The sequence below is a fragment of the Burkholderia sp. PvR073 genome (assembly GCF_054055695.1).
Map to the genome: position 1 here is coordinate 69,435 of NZ_JBSRXO010000005.1, position 22,737 is coordinate 92,171.

Consider the following 22,737-nt stretch of genomic DNA (forward strand, 5'->3'; position numbering starts at 1 on the left):
CCACACCAGCCCGTGAACGGTGCTACAGCGGCGCTCAGGCCGGCGAAGCAGGCGCCGGCGCGTTGGCCGGCTTCACTTCGGCGGTCGTGCCGCCACCCGACGAGTCACCGCCGACAGCCGGCGAGCTCTTCGGCGAGCGCGGCGGACGCCCTTCCATGATGTCGTTGATCTGATCGGCGTCGATCGTTTCCCACTCCATCAGCGCGGCCGTCATCGCCTCGACCTTGTCGCGGTTCTCTTCGAGCAGGCGGCGCGCAAGGTTGTACTGTTCGTCGAGCACGCGACGGATTTCGCCGTCGACCTTCTGCTGCGTCGCTTCCGAGATCGTGCGCGTGAAGCCGCGGCCGAACGGACCGTTGTCGCTCTCGTCGTCGACGTAGACCATCGGTCCGAGTGCGTCGGTCATGCCGAAACGGGCCACCATCGCGCGTGCCGTCTGCGTCGCCTTGTTGAAGTCGTCTGACGCGCCGGTGCTGATCAGGTTCAGAAACAGCTCCTCGGCCACGCGACCGCCGAACAGGATCGCCAGGCGATCGAGCAGGTAGTCCTTCGAGTACGTCTCGTTGTCATGCTCCGGCAGCTGCCACGTGACACCCAGCGCGCGACCGCGCGGGATGATCGTGACCTTGTGCACCGGGTCGGCCTTCGGCAGCAGCTTCGCGATCACCGCGTGGCCCGACTCGTGGTAAGCCGTCGCGCGCTTCGCTTCTTCGCGAATCACCGCCGACTTGCGCTCCGGACCCATGAAGATCTTGTCCTTCGCGTCCTCGAAATCCTGCATCTCGACGATGCGCTTGCCGCGACGTGCGGCAAACAGCGCCGCTTCGTTCACGAGGTTCGCGAGATCGGCGCCCGAGAAACCCGGCGTGCCGCGCGCGATGACCGCTGCATCGACGTCGTTCGCGATCGGCACCTTGCGCAGGTGCACGCGCATGATCTGCTCGCGGCCGCGGATGTCCGGCAGGCCGACATAGACCTGGCGGTCGAAACGGCCCGGACGCAGCAGCGCCTTGTCGAGCACGTCGGAACGGTTGGTCGCGGCGATCACGATCACGCCGGAGTTCGCCTCGAAGCCGTCCATCTCGACCAGCATCTGGTTCAGCGTCTGCTCGCGCTCGTCGTTGCCGCCGCCCATGCCGGCGCCGCGATGACGACCGACCGCGTCGATTTCGTCGATGAACACGATGCACGGTGCGTGCTTCTTCGCCTGCTCGAACATGTCGCGCACACGGGCCGCGCCGACACCGACGAACATTTCGACGAAGTCGGAACCCGAGATGCTGAAGAACGGCACCTTCGCTTCACCGGCGATCGCGCGGGCGAGCAGCGTCTTGCCGGTACCCGGAGGGCCGACGAGCAGCACGCCGCGCGGGATGCGCCCGCCCAACTTCTGGAATTTCTGCGGATCGCGCAGGAAGTCGACGAGCTCGGACACTTCTTCCTTCGCTTCGTCGCAGCCCGCGACGTCGGAGAAGTTGACCGCGTTGTTGTTCTCGTCGATCAGCCGCGCGCGCGATTTCCCGAACGAGAATGCGCCGCCTTTGCCGCCCCCCTGCATCTGCCTCATCATGTAGAACCAGAACACGATGATCAGGATCGTCGGCCCGAGGTAATACAGCGCGGACATCAGCGCGTTCGGCTCGTCGTCGGCCTTGCCGCTGACCTGCACGCCATACTTCATCAGGTCGCCGACCATCCAGATGTCGCCGGGCGACACGATCTGGTATTTCTGGCCATCAGCCGGAGTGACGGTGAGGTTGCGCCCCTGCACGATGACGTTCTTGACCTTGCCGCTCTTGGCGTCGTCCATGAACTGCGAATAGGACACACCTTCCTGGACGCGGGGCTTGTCGAACTGCTTGAACACCGTAAACAGCACCAGTGCGATCACCAGCCACACTGCTGCCTTCGAAAACATATTGTTGTTCAAAGCACCACTCCTTCACTCGTAGACGAGCGCCTACATTTTCCTTGCGGCGCTCCTCGGTCATTCTAATCCAGTCCGACCACCCCTGCCATAAGCATTGACAACCGCCGCGATAGCGCTTCGCTTGTCTGGCAAGGGCCGGAGCCCGTTTGCGGCACCGCGCTCCGCGTCACCGCGGTTGCTTCAGCTGCCGGCCCAAAATGAACGTTTCGGACGATTTGTCGCGCGACGCCTTCGGCTTGCGGGGCGCGACCACCTTAAACTGCTGCTTGAACTTCTCGACGATCTGGCTGTAGCCGCTGCCGTGAAAGCATTTCACGAGCAGCGCACCATCCGGCTTCAGATGGTTCTGCGCGAATTCAAGCGCCAGATCGCACAAATGCTCGATGCGCGCCGCGTCCGCCGAGGCCACGCCGGAGAGGTTGGGGGCCATGTCCGAAATAACAAGGTCTACCATGCGACCTTCGAGCACATCCTCGAGCTGCCGGAGGACGTCGTCCTCGCGGAAGTCGCCCTGGATGAAGTGGACGTCGGCGATCGGCTCCATCGGCAGGAGGTCGAGCGCGATGATCGTGCCGTCGATGCCGCCTTCGCGTTGGGTGTCGCGCTTCTTGCCCTGCGCGAGCTTGTTGCGGGCATACTGGCTCCAGCTGCCCGGCGTCGCACCGAGATCGACGATGACCTGGCCCGGACGGATCAGCTTGTCCTGCTCGTCGATTTCCTTCAGTTTGTACGCGGCGCGCGCGCGATAGCCCTCCCGCTGCGCCATTTTGACGTACGGGTCGTTGATGTGGTCGTGCAGCCAGTGCTGGTTGAAGCGGTTTTTTGCCATTCGAGAGAGAGATTGCTGCTATTTGCTTCGTGAAGCCGTGCTTTTGGCGGATAATACGCGTCTTCTTCGCGCGGCTGCGGCCCCTTTTTGAGGCCCAAGCCGCGATTTTACGTGGTTTCGGCGCGCGGCTGATGCGGTAACTTCCCGCGATTCGCTTCTGACGCAGCGCCCCTTATCTAGATTTCGACATTTCCATGCCCGCCCTTTCGCTTTCCCCCGCCGAGCGCTCCGCGCTGCGCTCCCAGGCCCATGCGCTCAAGCCCGTCGTGCTGATCGGCGCCGAAGGGCTCACCGACGCAGTGCTGAAGGAAATCAAGGTGCACCTCGCCGCGCACCAACTGATCAAGATCCGTGTGTTCGGTGACGAACGCGACGAGCGCGTCGCCATTTACGACGAGATCTGCGACCGCCTGAGCGCCGCGCCGATCCAGCACATCGGCAAGCTGCTGGTGATCTGGAAGCCCGAGGCCGCCGTGACGGCCCCGACCCGCGGCCGCCGTGCCGGCGCGCTGCCGAGCGCGGCCGAAGCCACCGACGACAAGAAAGGCGGTGCACCGCGCACCGTCAAGGTCGTCAAGGTGTCGCCGAACGCGAGCCCCGTGCGTCGCCCGAAGCCGACCAAGGTCGTCGTGCGCGGCAACGAGCGCGTGACGGCGGGCGGCACGGTGAAGCGGGCGAAAAAGCGTCAGGCCAGCACGAAGCGGCCGCACCAGGGCAAGTAAGCCTGCCGGGCGGCACGGGGCATCCCGTGCCGCGCTGCCCGTGCGGCCCTCAGGCCGTTCAGGAGTCTCGCGCCGGCAGACGCCAGATCAGCATCAGCCCCAGCACGCTCTCGACGAGATAGAACAGGCTCGAGACGCCGTGCAGCATCCCGAAGCGGCTCGCATACGGTGAGTTCGCGATATCGGTGCCCGCTTCCATCGCGGCCACTCGCAGCGCGTTCATGAACGGCTGCAGCGCAAAATACCCGACCAGCACGCACGCGACCATTGCCGCGACGATCCAGCGCACGCGACGATAATCGCCGCTACCGCGCCGCACCTGCTGATTCGACAACGCGAGCAGCAGCACGCCGCACACGACACCGAGGATCGCCTCGATGCGAAACAGCTGGGCGGCGACCGAACCGGCCGTCATCCGCTCCAGCGTCTTGAACAGCACGGGCGCGACCGCATACCCGATCGTCAGCAGGCTGCCGACCCACACGGCCGACAGCAGACGGAACACGCGATGCGGCATCACGTCGCCCGGCTTCAGATGTAGCTGACCGAGATGATTTCGTATTCGCGCACGCCGCTCGGCGCCTGCACGGCCGCGACGTCGCCTTCGGACTTGCCGATCAGCGCGCGTGCGATCGGCGAGCTGACCGAGATCAGGCCGTGATCGATATCGGCTTCGTCGTCGCCGACGATCTGATACTTGACGGTGTCGCCCGACTCGAGATCCTCGAGTTCGACCGTCGACGCGAAGACCACACGGCCCTCGGCATCGAGCACGGTGGGGTCGATGACCTGCGCGGCGGACAGCTTCGATTCGAGTTCCGCGATACGGCCTTCGATGAAGCCCTGCTTTTCCTTCGCTGCGTCGTATTCGGCGTTTTCGGACAGATCACCCTGTGCGCGGGCCTCCGCGATCGCGGTGATCACGGCCGGCCGCTCGACCGACTTGAGGCGCTGCAATTCATCGCGCAGTTGCTCTGCGCCACGCTTTGTCAACGGAATGGTGCTCATAAACGGCTCAATCGATAATAACGGCTATAAAAAAAATCACCGCGATTAAGCGCATTTCCGGTGAACCGGAAACACCGCTTAACCGCGGCACGTGTTGCTTCGACAGGAAACTGACTGCTTAGTTTAGGCGAGCGTGAAGACCTTGTAAATCATAGACTTCCAGATCCTTCAGGTAGCGCAAGCCTTCGACGGCCGCGCGCGCGCCCGACATCGTCGTGTAGTACGTGACCTTGTGCGCCTGCGCGCTCATGCGAATCGAACGCGAATCGGCGATCGCCTGGCGCGTCTCGTCGACCGTCGTGAACACGAGCGCGATCTCGCCGTTCTTGATCATGTCGACAATGTGCGGACGGCCGTCCTTCACCTTGTTGACGACCTTCACCGGCACGCCGGCCGCTTCGATCGCGGCAGCCGTGCCCTTGGTCGCGACGATCGGGTAGCCGAGGTCGTGCAGCATGCGCGCGACTTCGACCGCCTTCGGCTTGTCGGCGTCCATCACGGTCAGCAGCACCGTGCCCGACTCCGGCAGGCGCGAACCGGCCGCGAGCTGCGACTTGAACAGCGCTTCGCCGAACGTCTGGCCGACACCCATCACTTCGCCGGTCGAACGCATTTCAGGCCCGAGGACCGGATCGACGGTCGGGAACTTGACGAACGGGAACACCGCTTCCTTCACGCTGAAGTACGGCGGCTCGACTTCCTTCGTCACGCCCTGCTGCGCGAGCTTCTGGCCGACCATCGCGCGCGCCGCGATCTTCGCGAGCGGCAGGCTGGTCGCCTTCGACACGTACGGCACCGTGCGCGATGCACGCGGGTTCACTTCGAGCACGTAGATGATGTCCTGCTTCGAACCGTCCGCCTGCGGCACCTGCTGGATCGCGAACTGCACGTTCATCAGGCCGACCACGTTCAGCGCCTTCGCCATCGCGCCCGTCTGGCGCTTCAGCTCGGCCACGGTTTCCTTCGACAGCGAGTACGGCGGCAGCGAGCATGCCGAGTCGCCCGAGTGGACGCCTGCCTGCTCGATGTGCTCCATCACGCCGCCGATGAACACCGCTTCGCCGTCGCAGATGCAGTCGACGTCGCATTCGATCGCGTCATTCAGGAAGCGGTCGAGCAGCACCGGCGAATCGTTCGACACCTTCACGGCCTCGCGCATGTAGCGCTCGAGGTCGCGCGGCTCGTGGACGATTTCCATCGCGCGGCCGCCCAGCACGTACGACGGGCGCACGACCAGCGGGTAGCCGATTTCGGCCGCCAGCGCGAGCGCTTCTTCTTCGGCGCGCGCGGTGCGGTTCGGCGGCTGGCGCAGGCCGAGGTCCTGCAGCAGCTTCTGGAAGCGTTCGCGGTCTTCGGCCGCGTCGATCATGTCCGGCGACGTGCCGACGATCGGCACGCCGTGCGCCTCGAGGTCGAGCGCGAGCTTCAGCGGCGTCTGGCCGCCGTACTGGACGATCACGCCGACCGGCTTTTCCTTGTCGACGATCTCGAGCACGTCCTCGAGCGTCAGCGGCTCGAAGTACAGGCGGTCGGACGTGTCATAGTCGGTCGACACCGTTTCCGGGTTGCAGTTGACCATGATCGTTTCGTAGCCGTCCTCGCGCATCGCGAGGGCCGCGTGCACGCAGCAGTAGTCGAACTCGATGCCCTGGCCGATCCGGTTCGGGCCGCCGCCCAGCACCATGATCTTCTTGTTGGTGGTCGGCTGCGCCTCGCACTCTTCCTCGTAGGTCGAGTACATGTACGCGGTTTTCGTCGCGAACTCGGCCGCGCAGGTGTCGACGCGCTTGTAGACCGGGCGCACGTTCAGTTCAACGCGGCGCTTGCGGACGTCTTCCGGCGTCGCGCCGAGCAGCTTCGCGAGGCGTCGGTCGGAGAAGCCGCTCTGCTTCAGGAAGCGCAGCTCGTCGAACGTCAGCGACGCGAGCGTGCGGCCCGACAGCGCCTTCTCCTTCAGGATGATCTGCTCGATCTGCGCGAGGAACCACGGGTCGATCGCGGTTTCCGCGAAGATCTCCTCGGCCGTCATGCCGATACGGAATGCATCGCCGACGTACCAGATGCGATCCGGGCCGGGCTCGTGGATCTCGATCGCGATCTCGTCGCGGTCGGTCGACTTCTCGTCGAGACCGTCGACGCCGACTTCGAGGCCGCGCAGCGCCTTCTGGAACGATTCCTGGAACGTGCGGCCGATCGCCATCACTTCGCCGACCGACTTCATCTGCGTGGTCAGGCGCGAATCGGCTTCACGGAACTTCTCGAACGCGAAACGCGGAATCTTCGTGACGACGTAGTCGATCGTCGGCTCGAACGACGCCGGCGTCTGGCCGCCGGTGATTTCGTTCTTCAGCTCGTCGAGCGTGTAGCCGACCGCCAGCTTCGCCGCGACCTTCGCGATCGGGAAGCCGGTCGCCTTCGACGCGAGCGCCGACGAACGCGACACGCGCGGGTTCATCTCGATGACGACCATGCGGCCGTCCTTCGGGTTGATCGAGAACTGCACGTTCGAGCCGCCCGTGTCGACGCCGATCTCGCGCAGCACCGCGAGCGATGCGTTGCGCAGGATCTGGTATTCCTTGTCGGTGAGCGTCTGCGCCGGCGCGACCGTGATCGAGTCGCCGGTGTGCACGCCCATCGGGTCGAGGTTTTCGATCGAGCACACGATGATGCAGTTGTCGGCGCGGTCGCGCACGACTTCCATCTCGTATTCCTTCCAGCCGAGCAGCGATTCCTCGATCAGCAGTTCGCGCGTGGGCGACAGGTCGAGGCCGCGCTTGCAGATCTCTTCGAACTCTTCACGGTTGTACGCGATGCCGCCGCCCGAGCCGCCGAGCGTGAACGACGGACGGATCACGATCGGATAGCCGCTGCCGCCGGTGTACGCCATGATCTCGGCGTGCACCTGGGTTGCTTCTTCCATCGAGTGCGCGATGCCCGACTTCGCCGAGCCGAGACCGATCTTGGTCATCGCGTCCTTGAACTTCTGGCGGTCTTCCGCCTTGTCGATCGCTTCCGGCGACGCGCCGATCAGCTCGACGCCGAATTTCTCGAGCACGCCGTGGTGATGCAGGTCGAGCGCGCAGTTCAGCGCGGTCTGGCCGCCCATCGTCGGCAGGATCGCGTCCGGGCGCTCCTTCTCGATGATGCGCGCGACGACTTCCCACGTGATCGGCTCGATGTACGTGACGTCGGCCGTATTCGGGTCGGTCATGATCGTCGCCGGGTTGCTGTTCACGAGGACGACCTTGTAGCCCTCTTCACGCAGCGCCTTGCAAGCCTGCGCGCCCGAATAGTCGAACTCGCAAGCCTGGCCGATGATGATCGGGCCGGCGCCGATGATGAGGATGCTTTTGATGTCTGTGCGTTTTGGCATGGCTTGTGAATTCAGTAAGTAATCTTTGTCGTGGCGTTGTCGCGGGTCGGCCGGCTGCGCTCAACTCATGGTGGCGAGCGCGAGCTTCACCGAGAAACCGATGAACAGGCCGCCCACGCTGCTCGCCGCACCCGCCGCGAGCTTGCGGCGGCGGCGGAAATGCTCGGCGAGCCGCGCGCCCGCGAAGATCAGCGTGCTCAGGTACAGGAAGCTCGCGCATTGCGCGATCGCCCCGAGCACGACGAACGACAGCGCGGGATGCGGGAATGCCGGGTCGACGAACTGGATGAAGAACGAGATGAAGAACAGGATCGCCTTCGGATTCAGGAGGCTCACGATCAGCGCCTTGCGGAACGGCTTGTCGAAAGACCGCTCGCCGTCGACCGCAAGCGGCGCGTCGGCCGGCGCATCGGCGCGTGCGCGCAGCTTGCGCCACGCGCCGCGCAGCATCCCGGCGCCGATGTACAGCAGGTACGCGGCGCCGCCGTACTTGACGACGGAGAACAGCAGCGGGTTCGCCTTCAGCAGCGACGCGACGCCCGCGGCGGACAGCACCATCAGCACCGCATCGCCGACGAACACGCCGCAGGCCGCGCGATAGCCGGCCTTCACGCCGCGCTGCGCCGCGAGCGACAGCACGTACATCGAGTTCGGCCCCGGCAGCAGGATGATGAAGATCACGCCGAACACGTAGGTCCAGATATCCGTGATGCCGAGTGCGTGGCCGAACATGATGCGAATCTCCCGTTCTTCGGTTGCTTCAGTGACGTCAGGCGTTGCGCTGCTGCGCCGCGTCCATCAGGGCGGTGAAACGGTCGAACAGATAGCCGATGTCGTGCGGGCCGGGCGACGCTTCCGGGTGGCCCTGGAAACAGAACGCCGGCTTGTCGGTCAGCTCGAAGCCCTGCAGCGTGCCGTCGAACAGCGACACGTGCGTCACGCGCGCGTTGGCCGGCAGCGAATCCGCGTCGACCGCGAAGCCGTGGTTCTGCGACGTGATGACCACGCGGCCGTCGCCGAGATCCTTCACCGGATGATTCGCGCCGTGGTGGCCCGTCTTCATCTTCAGCGTCTTGGCGCCGACCGCGAGGCCCATGATCTGGTGACCGAGGCAGATGCCGAAGGTCGGCACGCCGCGCTCGATGAATTCCTTCGTGGCCGCGATCGCGTAGTCGCACGGCTCCGGGTCGCCCGGGCCGTTCGACAGGAAGATGCCGTCCGGATTCAGCGCGAGCGCGTCGGCCGCGCTGGCCTGCGCCGGGAGCACCGTCACCTGGCAGCCGCGCTCCGCGAGCATGCGCAGGATGTTGTACTTGACGCCGAAGTCGTACGCGACGACGCGGTACTTCGGTGCTTCCTGCATCCCGTAGCCGCCTTCGAGGCGCCATTCGGTCTGCTTCCACTCGAACGGCTTCGTGGTCGACACGACCTTCGCGAGATCCATGCCGGCGAGGCCCGGGAACGAGCGAGCGAGCTCGATCGCCTTCGCCTCGTCGTCCGAACCGGCCAGGATGCAGCCGTTCTGCGCGCCCTTGTCGCGCAGGATACGGGTCAGCTTGCGGGTATCGATGCCGGCGATCGCGACGACGCCTTCGTCGCGCAGGTAATCGCCGAGCGTGCGGTCCATGCGGAAGTTCGAGGCGAGCGTGGGCAGATCACGGATGATCAGGCCGGCGGCATGGACTTTCGTGGCTTCGACGTCTTCGGCGTTGATGCCGACGTTGCCGATATGCGGGTAGGTGAGCGTGACGATCTGACGCGCGTAGCTCGGATCGGTCAGGATTTCCTGATAGCCGGTAATCGCGGTATTGAACACGACTTCACCGATCGTATGGCCTTCGGCCCCGATCGAATAACCACGAAAGACCGTGCCGTCGGCGAGTGCAAGCAAGGCGGGAGAAAAAGACGGCAACACGGGAGGCTCCTTGGGGAACACCCTGCTGCCGACCTGTTTACCCTGCCGCGCGAGCGCCGCGCTGCGTAGGCGCGCGGAGTCGCTAGCTGGACGCGACCTGCGTTGTCGAGACGCGAACCCGGCGCGTGGCGCACGAGGCTTCGCGGCATCGCCCGACAGGCGGCGTGCGGCGGATGAACGGGATGAGTGAGGTAGGCGCTAGGGTGCGAGGTTGATCAGCACAAACTTTCAAATTATAGCCCGAAAATGGCCCTATCTTCAATCGATATGGCCGTCCGATCGTGCATGCGGCGCGCCTGACGTCAGCGGCGACCGCACGCCGCGCGCGCTGCTGCGGCCCCGTTTGCGCAGGCCGCCCTACCCGTCAGCGTACCGCCGGATCACCCTGCTTGCCAGTGCCGCGCGCAGGCCACGCGTACCAGACCGCGCTCGCGAGTTGCAGCGCGAGCAGCGCGCTCCACGCGGTGACGTGCGCGGCGGCCGGGTAATGGCCGTCGATTGCCGGCCAGTGCGACAGCACCGCGCCGATGCCGATCTGGAACGCAAAGATCAGCACGAAGATCACGAGCGTGAGCGTCGTGTTCGCGCGCCCGATCAGATGGGCCGGGAAATGACGGGCCAGCACCGCATAGGTCAGGATCCCGACGCCGCCGAACATCCCGTACGCCGCCCACAGTACGGCCGGCGGCAGCGGGATGCGCGCGACGATCGCGGCTTGCGTCGCGACGAACAGCGCCATGCCGACGCCGCAAAACGCCTGGACGGACACCCCGCGCCGCTCGAGCACGCGCGCCGCCGCGCCGAAGCCGACGCAGCCGGCCATCATCGCGAACCCGAGCACCGACACGAGCTGGGCCGCGCGCTGCGCATCGAACCCCGCGACATCGCGCAGGTACGGCCCGACCCACAGCGACTGCATCGCGTAGAACACGCCCTGCGTGACGACCGAGAACGACGAGATCTTCCAGAACGCGCGGCTGCTCAGGATGTGCCAGGTGCCCTTGAACTGGCTGACGAGCCCGCCCTGGTGGCGCGGCTGTTCGGCTTCCGGCGCGCCGAAGCCGATCGCGGCGGCGACGACGATCGTCAGCACCGCGAGGCCGCCGCAGATCGCGCGCCAGCTCGCGAGCCCGAGCAGCCAGGTCAGCGGCGAGCCGACCGCAACGCCGCCGAGGCCCCCGACGGCCATCACGAGACCGTTGAGGAGCGGCAGCCGGCCGACCGGAAAATGCTGCGCGAGCGCCTTGAACGCCGCACCGAGGCACACCGATACGCCGACGCCGATCAGGAGCCGGCCGACCATCATCGTGCCGAGGTCGTGCGCGACGCCGAACACCGCAGCGCCGGCCGCCGCGAACAGCAGCATCCCGGCCGTCACGCGGCGCGGGCCAAAATGGTCGAGCAGCACGCCGGCCGGAATCTGCGCGCCGGCGAAGCCGAGGAAATAGAGGCTGGTGAGCAGCCCGAGATCGGCGGCCGACAGGCCGAGTTCGTGCGTGACGAACGGCGCGAAGCCGAGATTGACGCCGCGGAACACATACGACACGAAATACCCGATCGCGAACAGCGCGAGCACTCTCACCTGCACCGACGACATCGCCTCTCCTTGCTATCCCGCGCCCCGCTGCTGCGCACAAATGAAAACGCCGTCACCTCGGTGACGGCGTTGCTTTCGTCGGATGATAACGCAATCGTGCGGCCCGGACGGACCGTCGCGTTGCGATCGCGACCGCGTTACTTCTTCTTGCCGTTGTGGGCAGCAGCCTTGGCCGGCGCCGCCTTCGCGGGAGCCGCCTTCGCCGTGCGGGCCGCCGGCTTCGCGGCACCGTGCTTCGCGCCACGCGACTTGCCGCCGACGGACAGGCTCGCGCGCTCGATATGCGCACCAGCCGCCGACGTCGCGATCCGCTCCGGACCCGGCTCGGCCGGCACCGAACGGCCAACCGGCACGTGCAAAACGAGCGCCTGGCCCGGCATCACCATATCGCGGTGCGTACGGTTCCATGCCTTCAGCTGGCCGACCGACACGCCGTAGCGGCCGGCGAGTGCGGCCATCGACTGCTTGCGGCGCACGCGGATCAGCATCTTGCGCGTGTCGGGCACGTCGGGTTCGATCGCGAGCGCGCCATTTTCCGCGACGTCCGCGCTGATGTCCTCATCGTCATCGTCGCCGCGCGGCACGACGATCGTCGAACCGGGCTTCAGGCGCATGCCGGCCGGAATCTTGTTGACCGACATCAGCGTATCGGCGTCGACACCGATCTTCTCGGCGATCGCGGCCGGGCGCGCGCGCTCGCTGACCGTGTAGGTGGTCCACGACGACAGCTGGCCGTTGTGCGCCTTCAGGTTCTTCTCGAACGCCGCCGCATTGTCGAACGGCAGCAGGATCTGCGGCTCGGTCGCGCCCAGGATCACCGGCTTCGAGAACGACGGGTTCAGCGAGCGGAATTCGTCGAGCGGCAGGTTCGCGAGCTTCGCGGCCACCGCCACGTCGATGTCGCGCGACGTCGTGACCGTCACGAAATACGGATGGTTCGGGATGTCAGGCAGCGCGAGGCCGTACTGCTGCGGACTCGCGATGATGTTCTTCACCGCCTGCAGCTTCGGCACATAGTTGCGCGTCTCGTTCGGCATCCGCAGGCTCTGGTAGTCGGTCGGCAGGCCGGCCGCCTGGTTGCGCGCGATCGCGCGCTGCACGTTGCCTTCGCCCCAGTTGTAGGCGGCCAGCGCCAGATACCAGTCGCCGAACATGTCATGCAGGCGCGACAGGTAGTCGAGCGCGGCGCTCGTCGACGCGAGCACGTCGCGACGCTCGTCCTGCCACATGTTGCGCTTGAGGTTGTACGTGCGGCCCGTGCCCGGCATGAACTGCCACATGCCGGCCGCCTTCGCGACCGACAGCGCCTGCGGGTTGTACGCGGATTCGATGAACGGCAGCAGCGCGAGCTCGGTCGGCATGTGGCGCGCTTCGAGTTCCTCGACGATGTGATACAGGTACTTCTGCGAGCGCTCGGTCATGCGCTGCACGTAATCGGGACGCTGCGTGTACCACGTCGTCTGCATGTCGACGAGGTCGCTCTGCAGGTCGGGCATCTGGAAGCCGCGACGGATGCGGCCCCAGAGATCGGAGTCCGCACTGGTCAGGTCGCCGACGGATTGCTTGTCGACGTCGACAGTTTCTTTGGCGGTGGCTGATTTACGGAGGTAGTTGGACGTCGCCTGCGAATCGGCGGCGTTGTTGGCGACAGGGGCCTGGCTCGCACAAGCGGCGAGTAGCAGGACCACCATCGCACTCAATATAAGTCGCATGAAAATCTCGGCTTCCGACGGCTGGAAATTGCAGGCGATACTACGGAAGTGCGTGCTTCACGTCAATAAAAACACCGAAAACTCAGCGAAATCCTACATTTGGAGCAATTTTTACAGGCGCCACCTGAGGTTTGGAATCCTCCGGAATGCGTCATCGGAAACGATTCTTCCACTCGCGCATCAGCGTGAATGCCGCCAGACGATCCGGCACCGTTTCGTGCAGCTCGGCCGCGAGCGTCGCATGGATGGCCGTGCTGTCCGCGCGCATGAACGGGTTGACGGCACGTTCGTGCGCGATCGTGGTGGGGAGCGTCGGCACGCCGCGCGCGCGCAGCGCCTGCGCGTCGTCGCGCCAGGCGGCGAGCGCCGCATTGCCCGGTTCGCAGGCGAGCGCGAAGCGGATGTTCGACAGCGTGTATTCGTGTGCGCAATGCACGCGCGTGTCGCCGGGCAGCGCCGCGAGCGCGTCGAGCGACGCGAGCATCTGCGCGGGCGTGCCTTCGAACAGGCGGCCGCAGCCGCACGAGAACAGCGTGTCGCCGCAGAATACGTGCGGCGTGGCCGCGCCTTGACCGGCCCTGCCTGCGCCGGCCGCGCCTACGCCGGCCGCCTGAAAATACGCGATGTGGCCGCGCGTATGTCCGGGCACGTCGAGCACGTCGAACGCGAGCGCCGGTGCGTCGAGCGTCACGCGATCGCCGCCCGCGAGCGGCCGCGTGACCACGCCGATCGCCTCGGCTGCCGGGCCGTAAACCACGAGCGGCACATCGTCCGGTTGGCTATCGCGCAGTGCGGCGACACCGCCGACATGGTCGGCGTGGTGGTGCGTGAGTAAAATAGCGGTCAACCGCCAGCCGCGTTCCGCAAGAACACGGCGTACCGGCGCGGCTTCACCCGGATCGACGGCGATCGCATCGCGGCCGTCCGACACGAGCCAGATGTAGTTGTCTTCGAATGCCGGCACCGGCACGTATTCCAGCTCGTTCATGGGCGCGCAATCAACGTTATGTCCGATCCACAAATTATAGACTGGCCCGCCTGGACCGACTCGCCGCCCGGCCGCTACGTGCTGGGCTGGGAGCAGGCGCAGCTCGACCGGATCGTGTCCGACGTGTTCGGGTTTCACGCGCTCCAGCTCGGCCTGCCGCAGCTCGATGCGCTGCGCGAGAACCGCATGCCGTATCGCGGCCTCGTGCTCGACCCGGCGAGCGGCGCGAGCGCGCCCTACCAGTATCCGTGGGCGCGCGAGGCGCGCGGGCCCGAACATGCGCCGACCGATCGCAGCACGACGTGGTGCGACCTGCTCGACCTGCCGTTCGAGTCGCAGAGCGTCGACCTGATCGTGATGCCCCACACGCTCGAATTCACGTCGGACCCTCACCGCCTGCTGCGCGAAGCCGAACGCGTGCTGATGCCGGAGGGCCAGCTCGTGATCACCGGCTTCAATTCGCTGAGCCTGTGGGGCATGCGGCAATCGTTCGGGCGCATGGCGAACCGCCCGTTCGTGCCGGCCGCGCGCGACCAGATCGCGTTCATCCGGCTCAAGGACTGGATCAAGCTGCTCGGCTTCGATCTCGAGCGCGGCCGCTTCGGCTGCTACCGGCCGCCGCTCATCACCGACAAATGGCTTGCCCGCTATGGCTTCATGGAAGCCGCCGGCGACCGCTGGTGGCCGATCTTCGGCGCCGTCTACATGGTCACGGCCGTCAAGCGCGTGCGCGGCATGCGCCTCGTCGGCCAGATCAAGATGAAAAAGCCCGTGCTCGCGCCGGGCCTGACGCCGGCGGCCACCCCAACCACCCATCAAGAACACTCATGACCACCGACACCATCGACATTTATACCGACGGCGCCTGCAAGGGCAACCCCGGCCCCGGCGGCTGGGGCGCACTGCTGCGCTACGGCGACCGCGAAAAAGAGCTGTTCGGCGGCGAGCCCAACACGACCAACAACCGCATGGAGCTGATGGGCGTGATCGGCGCGCTCGAAGTGCTCAAACGGCCGTGCCGCGTGATCGTCCATACCGACTCGCAGTACGTGCAGAAAGGCATCAGCGAGTGGATCCACGGCTGGAAGAAGAAAGGCTGGGTCACCGCGGCGAAGACCCCGGTGAAGAACGCCGACCTGTGGAAGCGGCTCGACGCGCTCGTCGCACAACACGAGATCGAGTGGCGCTGGGTGAAGGGCCACGCCGGCCATCCCGAAAACGAACGTGCGGACGCGCTTGCGAATCGCGGCGTCGAATCGCTCGTGGCCTGAACCCAGGCCGCCCGACTGTCTTTCCCGATTTATCCGACATGCGCCAGATCATTCTCGATACCGAAACCACCGGCCTGAACCCCCGCACGGGCGACCGCCTGATCGAAATCGGCTGCGTCGAGCTGCTGAACCGGCGGCTCACCGGCAACAACCTGCACATCTACGTGAACCCCGAGCGCGACAGCGATCCGGGCGCACTGGCCGTGCACGGCCTCACCACCGAGTTCCTGCGCGACAAGCCGAAGTTCGCGGAAGTCGTCGACCAGATTCGCGACTTCGTGAAGGACGCCGAGCTGATCATCCATAACGCGCCGTTCGACCTCGGGTTCCTCGACGCCGAATTCGCGCGGCTCGACCTGCCGCCGTTCACCGAGCATTGCGGCGGCGTGATCGACACGCTCGTGCAGGCCAAGCAGATGTTCCCCGGCAAGCGCAACTCGCTCGACGCGCTGTGCGACCGGTTCGGCATCAGCAACGCGCACCGTACGCTGCACGGCGCACTGCTCGACTCGGAGCTGCTCGCCGAGGTCTATCTCGCGATGACGCGCGGCCAGGACAGCCTCGTGATCGACATGCTCGACGACGCAGGCGCCGACGGCGGCGCGGCGAACGGCCAGCGCGTGTCGCTCGCGTCACTCGACCTGCCGGTCCTCGCGGCGAGCGACGACGAGCTCGCCGCCCACCAGACCCAGCTCGACGAGCTCGACAAGTCGATCAAGGGCACCTGCGTGTGGCGCAAGTCCGCCGACGTGGATACCGCCGAAGCCGCCTGACGCGGCGTCCCGCAAGTCTCGAAAGCCTCAAGAGCCTCGAAAAAGTCCCGCCTGCAGCCGCGCTTACGCGCGCGGCTGCAGCGCGATGACGGCCATCCCGCCGAGCGCGAGCACCGCGCCCACCGCATCCCAGCGCGTCAGCGCAACGCCGTCCACCACCCGCAGCCAGATCAGCGCCACCGCGATATACACGCCGCCGTACGCCGCGTACGTGCGCCCCGCGGCGCTCGGGTGCAGCGTCAGCAGCCACGCGAACAGCGCGAGCGACAGCGCGGCCGGCACCAGCAGCCACACCGGCCGCCCGCCCTTCAGCACGAGCCACGGCAAGTAGCAGCCGACGATTTCGGCCAGCGCAGTGACGGCGAACAGCGCCGCGATCTTCATCAGTTCGGTCATCCGGTTCCTCGTGAATTCGCCCGTCGCCCGGCGGGCCGCGCGACCCCGCCGCGCGCCGCCGATCATACCGGAGCCGACCGCGCCGGAACCCCCGCCCCACGGGGGATTCCGGGCAATTTGCACGATCGTCTGTCATCGTGCTATCATGTCGCCTGTTTCAACATTCAATCTCTGTCTATTCGATTTCGAGAGAAGTCCGTCCGCGCGTTGCGGGCCGGTGCTTCGACCGGAATTGCATCCACAGGAAAGCCCGCCCGACAGGCCCGCTTTTCTCGTTTCGTTGCCCCTCCGGGGCAGTTGCCGGAACACCGGACCCCGTCCGCACCGGCATCCGCCGCTCGCATCACGCGGCCCATTCTTCATGAGCGCACCGTCGCGACGGCCCATCGGGCCAGCGTCGAAGCAATCCCTTACGGCCTCTTACCGCCCTGTGTGCAGTAAGCGCTTAAAGGCTTGCCCCGACGCGCAGCACACGACATCGCGCTTGCCGGCAAACCGTGTCGGACGGCCCAGCCGTTCCGGCGCAGTCAAAGGAGTGCATGACCTTGACCGCAACACACGTCAGCCCGACCGCTGCTTCTTCCTCCACTTCGTCCGGCGAGGCCCCGCTCGCCGCGGACGACATTACCGTCGTCGACCAGAGCCTGCTCAAACGCGCCGTCAGCGCGATGGCCATCGGCAATGCGATGGAATGGTTCGACTTCGGCGTCTACAGCTATATCGCCGTCACGCTCGGCAAGGTGTTCTTCCCGTCGAGCAGCCCGTCCGCGCAGCTGCTCGCGACCTTCGGCACCTTCGCGGCCGCGTTCCTCGTGCGCCCGCTCGGCGGCATGGTGTTCGGCCCGCTCGGCGACCGCATCGGCCGCCAGCGCGTGCTCGCCGCCACGATGATCATGATGGCCGTCGGCACCTTCGCGATTGGCCTGATCCCCAGCTACGGGTCGATCGGCATCATGGCGCCCGTGCTGCTGCTCGTCGCCCGCCTCGTGCAGGGCTTCTCGACCGGCGGCGAATACGGCGGCGCCGCCACCTTCATCGCCGAGTTCTCGACCGACAAGCGCCGCGGCTTCATGGGCAGCTTCCTCGAGTTCGGCACGCTGATCGGCTATGTGATGGGGGCCGGCGTCGTCGCGCTGCTCACCGCGTCGCTGTCGCAGGAAGCGCTGCTGTCGTGGGGCTGGCGCGTGCCGTTCCTGATCGCGGGCCCGCTCGGCCTGATCGGTCTGTACATCCGGATGAAGCTCGAGGAAACGCCGGCATTCAAGCGCCAGGCCGAAGAGCGCGAAGCGCAGGACAAGGCCGTGCCGAAGACACTCTTTCGCGACACGCTGCTGCGCAACTGGCGCGCGCTGCTGCTCTGCGTCGGCCTCGTGCTGATCTTCAACGTGACCGACTACATGGTGCTGTCGTACCTGCCGAGCTTCATGTCGTCGACGCTGCACTTCGACGAATCGCACAGCCTCGTGCTGGTGCTGATCGTGATGGTGCTGATGATGCCGCTGACGCTCGCCGCCGGCCGCCTGTCGGACAAGATCGGCCGCAAGCCCGTGATGCTGGCCGGCTGCGTCGGCCTGCTCGTGCTGTCGATCCCGTCGATGATGCTGATCCATGCGGGCACCACCGCTTCGGTGTTCAGCGGCCTGCTGATCCTCGGCGTGCTGTTGTCGTGCTTCACCGGCGTGATGCCGTCGGCACTGCCGGCGCTGTTCCCGACCGAGATCCGCTACGGCGCGCTCGCGATCGGCTTCAACGTGTCGGTGTCGCTGTTCGGCGGTACGACGCCGCTCGTCACCGCGTGGCTCGTCGACGTGACCCACAACCTGATGATGCCCGCGTACTACATGATGGGCGCCGCCGTGATCGGTATCGTGTCGGTGGTCGCGCTCGCCGAAACCGCGCGCCAGCCGCTCAAGGGCTCGCCGCCGGCCGTCGCATCGCGTCGTGAAGCCCACCAGCTGGTGCGCCAGCTGCGCGAGGAAGAGGACACGGAGATCTATGGCGTCGTGTCGGCCGCCCGCGCCTGAGCGTCATAAATGAAAAAGCCCCGGCCGAAGCCGGGGCTCGATCGAATCCGATCGGCCCGACCGGCTCTTGCGCCGGCCGGGCCTTTTTTTCGTCTGTCCGGCGCACGGGCGTTCATGCGTGCGCTTCGCCGTTGCGGGAGAAGATCAGTGCGCGCGAACGCGACATGGCAGCCTGCGCGCCGCGCGCGGCGACAATCAGGCCGACCTGGCCGAGATTGAAGTCGCGCTCGACCATCAGCTGCGTCAGCGCGGCAAGCGGCAACACGACGGACGGGTGGTACAGGCTCGATTCGATCAGGGCTCTCATCTTCGGCTCCATCAGGCAATGCGTATTCGATGGAGTGGATTCTAGGGACCGGGTGCATCCGGATAAATGGCACGAATGCGAAGTCACTTGTCAGCGGCCGAGAACAATCGGCCGACCCTTTGCCGGCGCGGCCGAGCGGGTGGCGAGGGGCGACCGGGGGACCGTAAAACGGACGCACGCGCCGTGGTTTTGCGCACGCTGCGCCGAACGGCCGGGGAGAAAACGGGCGGCCTGACAGTCGAGGACGGCCGGGTCAATCCGTGCCGGATGCCGGCCCAGGTCCCGATGAAGCCACACGCACGCCGGTCGCGCCCCGCCCCCTCGATCCAGCGCCGCCGCGAGCGACGCCGGCTTCAGTCGAGCGGCGTCTCGACAAACGCCGGCAGTACTTCCGCGCGCGCCGAATGCACGGCGAGCGCCGGATAACGGGCCGGATCGATCCGCGCGAGCGCCGGGTAATCGGCGGTCATGAACTGCGTGAAACGCCATGCGACGGCGACGGTCACGTCGGACTGCAGCAGGCGCGCGCCGCCGAGCCAGCCGTTCGCGGCCGCGACCAGCGGCTCGAGTTCGCCGTACGCGGCCTCGAGCTGGCTCAGCACGCGCTCGAGCCACGGTGCGTGCTGCTTGTCGGCCGGCCGCAGCGCCTGCTCGTACACGACCTGCACCGTCTTCTCGGCCGCCGCCAGCGCCAAACCGACCGGCACGAGCGCGCGCAGCCGCGCGTCGGCGGCGTCGGGCAGCAGGCGCCGCTCCGGCGCGACGCGATGGTCGAGGTAGTCGACGATCAGCGACGAATCGATCAGCGTCGTGCCGTCGTCGGTCACGAGCGTCGGCGCCTTTACGACCGGGTTCAACGTCCGGAACCGGTCGAAGTGGCGGAACACCGAGACCGACTCGTGTTCGAACGGCAGGTCGAGCAGCTTCGCCGATATGGCGACACGGCGCACGAACGGGGAATCCAGCATGCCGATCAGCTTCATCGCAAACGCTCCGCTTGAGGGGGAATGGGAGCGACGACTGTAGCAGCGCCGTGCGTCGCCGCCTAGCGCGACGCGTGCCCGATGCATGCTTGATCCACGTCACCCGGTCACGTTTTTTTCGACACCCGCTGTGCGGCTGGAGTGACCATAATGCAGATTCACGCCCCTTCCGCGCCAAGGTTTGCCATGTGGTACGCCGTCGTCGAGCAACAGCGGGAATGGATGCGCGCGTGGCGCGAAGCGACGCGTCACGCGTTCGACGTGTGGCCCGCCGCGACGCTGCCGCACACCGCGTCGTCGTGCTATGACGACCTGTTCGAGCCGCTGCTCGGGCCGGCCGTCGGGCCGCCGCGCTTCGAGATCCGGCGGCCGGCCGTCGACGAGCGGATCGTCGCGCGCACGCCGTTCTGCCAGCTGCGGCGCTTCGCGCGCGACGACGCACGGCGCACGATGCTGCTGTGCGCGCCGCTCGCCGGTCACGCGGCCGTGGTGATGCGGGAGACCGTCGAGGCGCTGCTCGCGGACGGCGACGTGTGCGTGACCGACTGGGTCAATGCGCGCGACGTGCCGCTCGCGGCGGGCCGCTTCGGGCTCGACGAGTACGTGGCGACGCTCGACGGCTTCGTCGACGCGCTCGCACGCGACGATCGGCCGCTGCACGTGGTCGCCGTGTGCCAGGCCACCGTTCCGGCGCTCGGCGCCCTCGCGCTGCGCGCCGCGCGCGGCCTCGCACCGCCCGCGAGCGTCACGCTGATCGGCGGGCCGCTCGACGCACGCGTCAACCCGAGCTCGCTCGGCACGACCGCCGCGTCGCGTTCGCTCACGTGGTGCCGCCGCCACCTGATCGACATCGTGCCGCCCTGCTTCCCCGGCCGCGGCCGGCATGTGTTCCCGACCTATCTTCAGCAAGGCGAAATCGCGCTGCTGTATCCGCAACGCTTCCTGGCGCTGATCGAGGACTACGCGCGCGCCGCGTCGCGCTTCGACCTGACGGCGCTGGCGGACGCGCGGCGCGCGCTGCGCGAATACACGGCGCTGCTCGACATGCCGGCCGAATATTTCCTCGATACCGTCGATGTCGTGTTCCAGCGAATGTGCCTGCCGAACGGCACGTGGGACGTCGGCGGCCGGCGCGTCGAGCCGGCCGCGCTGCGCGGCGTTGTGCTGCTGACGGTGGAAGGCAGTTGCGATGCCGTCACCGGCGCCGGCCAGACGCATGCGGCACTCGACATGTGCGGCGGCCTCGCGGCCGGCGAGCGCCATCGTGTCGACATCAACGATTGCGATCACTACGGGCTGTTCACGGGCGACCGCTGGCGCGGCGACGTCCATCCGGCGCTGCAGCGCGTGTTCGCGCAGGCCGAAGCCGCTCGCCCCGGATCGCGCCGGCGCCGGGTCAGGCGGACGTGATGCCGTCGTCCTGCGCGCGGGACGCCGCGAGCAGCGCACGCACCTCGTCGTCTCCGGTCTGGTCGAAACGCACGTAGAACTGGCTTATCCCGAAGAAAAGGTACGGCTGCGACACCGTCACGAACGCGTCGGCCAGACCGTCGAGCACATGCCGCGCGCCGGCCGGCGCGACCGGTGCGGCGGCCACGATGCGCGCGGGATGGCGCTCGCGCAGCGCCTGCAGCGCGACGCGCATCGATGCGCCGGTCGCGACGCCGTCGTCGACGACGATCGCGATGCGGCCGTCGACCGGCAGCGGCGACCGGCCGCCGCGATACAGCGCGTCGCGGCGCTCCAGTTCGACGGTTTCGCGCGCGATCACCTCGGCCAGCTGGCCATCGGTCACGCCCATCGAGCGAATCGCCGCGTGTTGCAGGTGGATTGCCCCGCCGGTCGCGATCGCGCCGATTGCGAATTCGGGATCGGACGGCATGCCGAGCTTGCGCACGACCAGCACGTCGAGCGGCGCGTGCAGCGCCAGCGCGATCTGGAATGCCACCGGCACGCCGCCGCGCGGCAGCGCGAGCACGACGACGTCGCCACGCCCCGCATAGTCGCGCAGCGCGTGCGCAAGCCGGCGACCCGCGTCGGCGCGATCGGCAAAACACTCGGTCACGATCGGCTCCCTGCGTTGCGCCGCACGCGCGACACCCGCGCCGGCGCCTGTCCAACGAGCATGGTTCATCGGCCGCGCCGATGCAAGCGGGGTCACACCGGCGTGGAAGGCATGCGGATTGCGGCTGGGGGCATGCCGCGCGGAAAGGGACAGTGGAATTCGCCCAGGCGGGCGCCGGACAGTTCGCCGGTCAGAGGCCGCCGGCCTGCCGGTACAGCCGCCAGAACGACTGCGCGTACGACTGCGCGAGTTCGGGCGCGCGCTGGAACACGTTCACCGTTTCCGCGCGCGCGGCGGCGTCGTCGGACAGCGTCGTCAGCGCGACACTGTCGTCGACGATCACGAAGCGCGGTGCCGGATCGCCCTGTCGCGAGTCGATCGCGACATCGATGCCAGCCGATTTCAGATAGCCTGCGCCGCTGTACTTGCCTGCACGCGACGAACGCACCAGCACGACCCGCACTTCGATCCCGCGCGAGCGCGCCGCACGCAGCGCGGCCGCGACCGCGGGCGGCACGTACGCATAGCCGGCCAGCAGCACGCGGCGCTGCGCTTGCCCGATCAGGTCGACGGTCGCGTCGGCCGCCGCATTGTCATACGAAAAGTACGTGCCGACCGAGGCGGCGTCGGACGGAATCGGGCTGGCGTGGGCGCTCGACGCGCAGCCGAGCGCGGCGAGGAGGAAGGCGGCTGGTCTCATGGCGGGCGCCATTGTAGCGACGCCAATGCGCGTGGCAAGCGCCTGCTGAAACGGTGCTGCGCCGGCGCAACACCCGCCGCGGAATGGCCATCGAACCGAGCGGTTCCCGAATCGATGCGCCGCGATGCCGGGGCGCTTGTGGGG

Annotated in this window: 21 protein-coding genes; 6 read left to right on the forward strand and 15 right to left on the reverse strand. The window is 67.0% G+C overall.

Annotated elements, in window-relative coordinates:
- Positions 1–34: 34 nt before the first annotated feature.
- Together ftsH and ACVK00_RS17010 are read right to left on the reverse strand one after the other, a co-directional pair.
- Complete coding sequence (gene ftsH / locus ACVK00_RS17005) at positions 35–1,930, reverse strand: ATP-dependent zinc metalloprotease FtsH (protein WP_006758678.1); 1,896 nt, start codon at positions 1,928–1,930, stop codon at positions 35–37.
- Positions 1,931–2,096: 166 nt separating this feature from the next.
- On the reverse strand, positions 2,097–2,759 hold the full coding sequence (locus tag ACVK00_RS17010; RefSeq protein ID WP_228907274.1) for an RlmE family RNA methyltransferase: 663 nt from the start codon (positions 2,757–2,759) through the stop codon (positions 2,097–2,099).
- Positions 2,760–2,953: 194 nt separating this feature from the next.
- On the opposite strand from ACVK00_RS17010, the gene ACVK00_RS17015 reads away from it, so the two are divergent.
- Entirely contained in the window at positions 2,954–3,481 is a 528-nt protein-coding gene (locus ACVK00_RS17015; protein ID WP_284897899.1) for a YhbY family RNA-binding protein, read from the forward strand.
- A 58-nt stretch (positions 3,482–3,539) separates the two neighbouring features.
- On the opposite strand, the gene ACVK00_RS17020 is transcribed toward ACVK00_RS17015, so the two are convergent.
- The 8 genes from ACVK00_RS17020 to gloB form a co-directional block, all read right to left on the reverse strand.
- Positions 3,540–3,998, reverse strand: a complete 459-nt coding sequence (locus tag ACVK00_RS17020) for a DUF4149 domain-containing protein (RefSeq protein WP_175730008.1) — start codon at positions 3,996–3,998, stop codon at positions 3,540–3,542.
- A 14-nt stretch (positions 3,999–4,012) separates the two neighbouring features.
- Positions 4,013–4,489, reverse strand: coding sequence for a transcription elongation factor GreA (gene greA / locus ACVK00_RS17025; protein ID WP_006750301.1), 477 nt, complete (start codon positions 4,487–4,489; stop codon positions 4,013–4,015).
- A gap of 118 nt (positions 4,490–4,607) precedes the next feature.
- Complete coding sequence (carB, locus tag ACVK00_RS17030) at positions 4,608–7,862, reverse strand: carbamoyl-phosphate synthase large subunit (protein ID WP_006750300.1); 3,255 nt, start codon at positions 7,860–7,862, stop codon at positions 4,608–4,610.
- Positions 7,863–7,922: 60 nt separating this feature from the next.
- Positions 7,923–8,594 (reverse strand): leucine efflux protein LeuE, encoded by a 672-nt coding sequence (gene leuE, locus ACVK00_RS17035; protein WP_228907272.1) that lies wholly within the window; start codon positions 8,592–8,594, stop codon positions 7,923–7,925.
- A 37-nt stretch (positions 8,595–8,631) separates the two neighbouring features.
- The gene (carA, locus tag ACVK00_RS17040) at positions 8,632–9,777 is read right to left on the reverse strand and encodes a glutamine-hydrolyzing carbamoyl-phosphate synthase small subunit (protein ID WP_228907271.1); all 1,146 of its coding nucleotides are present in this window, start codon (positions 9,775–9,777) and stop codon (positions 8,632–8,634) included.
- Positions 9,778–10,141: 364 nt separating this feature from the next.
- A complete protein-coding gene (locus ACVK00_RS17045; RefSeq protein WP_284897898.1) occupies positions 10,142–11,374 on the reverse strand; it encodes an MFS transporter in 1,233 nt (410 codons plus the stop codon).
- A 137-nt stretch (positions 11,375–11,511) separates the two neighbouring features.
- On the reverse strand, positions 11,512–13,086 hold the full coding sequence (locus ACVK00_RS17050) for a transglycosylase SLT domain-containing protein (RefSeq protein ID WP_228907269.1): 1,575 nt from the start codon (positions 13,084–13,086) through the stop codon (positions 11,512–11,514).
- Between the two features lie 151 nt (positions 13,087–13,237).
- Positions 13,238–14,074, reverse strand: a complete 837-nt coding sequence (gene gloB / locus ACVK00_RS17055; RefSeq protein WP_228907268.1) for a hydroxyacylglutathione hydrolase — start codon at positions 14,072–14,074, stop codon at positions 13,238–13,240.
- Positions 14,075–14,092: 18 nt separating this feature from the next.
- On the opposite strand from gloB, the gene ACVK00_RS17060 reads away from it, so the two are divergent.
- Genes ACVK00_RS17060 through dnaQ form a run of 3 tightly spaced genes read left to right on the forward strand, consistent with a single transcriptional unit; the run spans position 14,093 to position 16,118 of the window.
- Positions 14,093–14,905 (forward strand): class I SAM-dependent methyltransferase, encoded by an 813-nt coding sequence (locus ACVK00_RS17060; RefSeq protein ID WP_228907267.1) that lies wholly within the window; start codon positions 14,093–14,095, stop codon positions 14,903–14,905.
- Complete coding sequence (gene rnhA / locus ACVK00_RS17065) at positions 14,902–15,345, forward strand: ribonuclease HI (RefSeq protein WP_105833750.1); 444 nt, start codon at positions 14,902–14,904, stop codon at positions 15,343–15,345. Before ACVK00_RS17060 ends, rnhA begins: the two co-directional genes overlap by 4 nt.
- A 38-nt stretch (positions 15,346–15,383) precedes the next feature.
- Entirely contained in the window at positions 15,384–16,118 is a 735-nt protein-coding gene (gene dnaQ / locus ACVK00_RS17070) for a DNA polymerase III subunit epsilon (protein ID WP_228907266.1), read from the forward strand.
- Positions 16,119–16,181: 63 nt separating this feature from the next.
- On the opposite strand, the gene ACVK00_RS17075 is transcribed toward dnaQ, so the two are convergent.
- A complete protein-coding gene (locus ACVK00_RS17075; RefSeq protein ID WP_228907265.1) occupies positions 16,182–16,514 on the reverse strand; it encodes a YnfA family protein in 333 nt (110 codons plus the stop codon).
- Between the two features lie 539 nt (positions 16,515–17,053).
- Here ACVK00_RS17075 and proP point away from each other — a divergent pair.
- Positions 17,054–18,538 (forward strand): glycine betaine/L-proline transporter ProP, encoded by a 1,485-nt coding sequence (gene proP, locus ACVK00_RS17080; protein ID WP_284897895.1) that lies wholly within the window; start codon positions 17,054–17,056, stop codon positions 18,536–18,538.
- Between the two features lie 112 nt (positions 18,539–18,650).
- Here proP and ACVK00_RS17085 read toward each other — a convergent pair whose 3' ends face one another.
- Positions 18,651–18,845 carry a hypothetical protein gene (locus ACVK00_RS17085; RefSeq protein WP_006750289.1) on the reverse strand — a complete coding sequence of 65 codons (195 nt, stop codon included), beginning with the start codon at positions 18,843–18,845 and terminating at the stop codon, positions 18,651–18,653.
- A 353-nt stretch (positions 18,846–19,198) separates the two neighbouring features.
- Complete coding sequence (locus tag ACVK00_RS17090; RefSeq protein ID WP_284897892.1) at positions 19,199–19,828, reverse strand: glutathione S-transferase family protein; 630 nt, start codon at positions 19,826–19,828, stop codon at positions 19,199–19,201.
- 186 nt (positions 19,829–20,014) lie between these two features.
- On the opposite strand from ACVK00_RS17090, the gene phaZ reads away from it, so the two are divergent.
- Positions 20,015–21,238, forward strand: coding sequence for a polyhydroxyalkanoate depolymerase (phaZ, locus tag ACVK00_RS17095; protein WP_284897891.1), 1,224 nt, complete (start codon positions 20,015–20,017; stop codon positions 21,236–21,238).
- Here phaZ and ACVK00_RS17100 read toward each other — a convergent pair.
- Together ACVK00_RS17100 and ACVK00_RS17105 are read right to left on the reverse strand one after the other, a co-directional pair.
- The gene (locus ACVK00_RS17100; RefSeq protein ID WP_284898139.1) at positions 21,225–21,893 is read right to left on the reverse strand and encodes a phosphoribosyltransferase; all 669 of its coding nucleotides are present in this window, start codon (positions 21,891–21,893) and stop codon (positions 21,225–21,227) included. The genes phaZ and ACVK00_RS17100 overlap by 14 nt on opposite strands.
- A gap of 190 nt (positions 21,894–22,083) precedes the next feature.
- The gene (locus ACVK00_RS17105; protein ID WP_284897890.1) at positions 22,084–22,605 is read right to left on the reverse strand and encodes a phospholipase D-like domain-containing protein; all 522 of its coding nucleotides are present in this window, start codon (positions 22,603–22,605) and stop codon (positions 22,084–22,086) included.
- Positions 22,606–22,737: the final 132 nt, after the last annotated feature.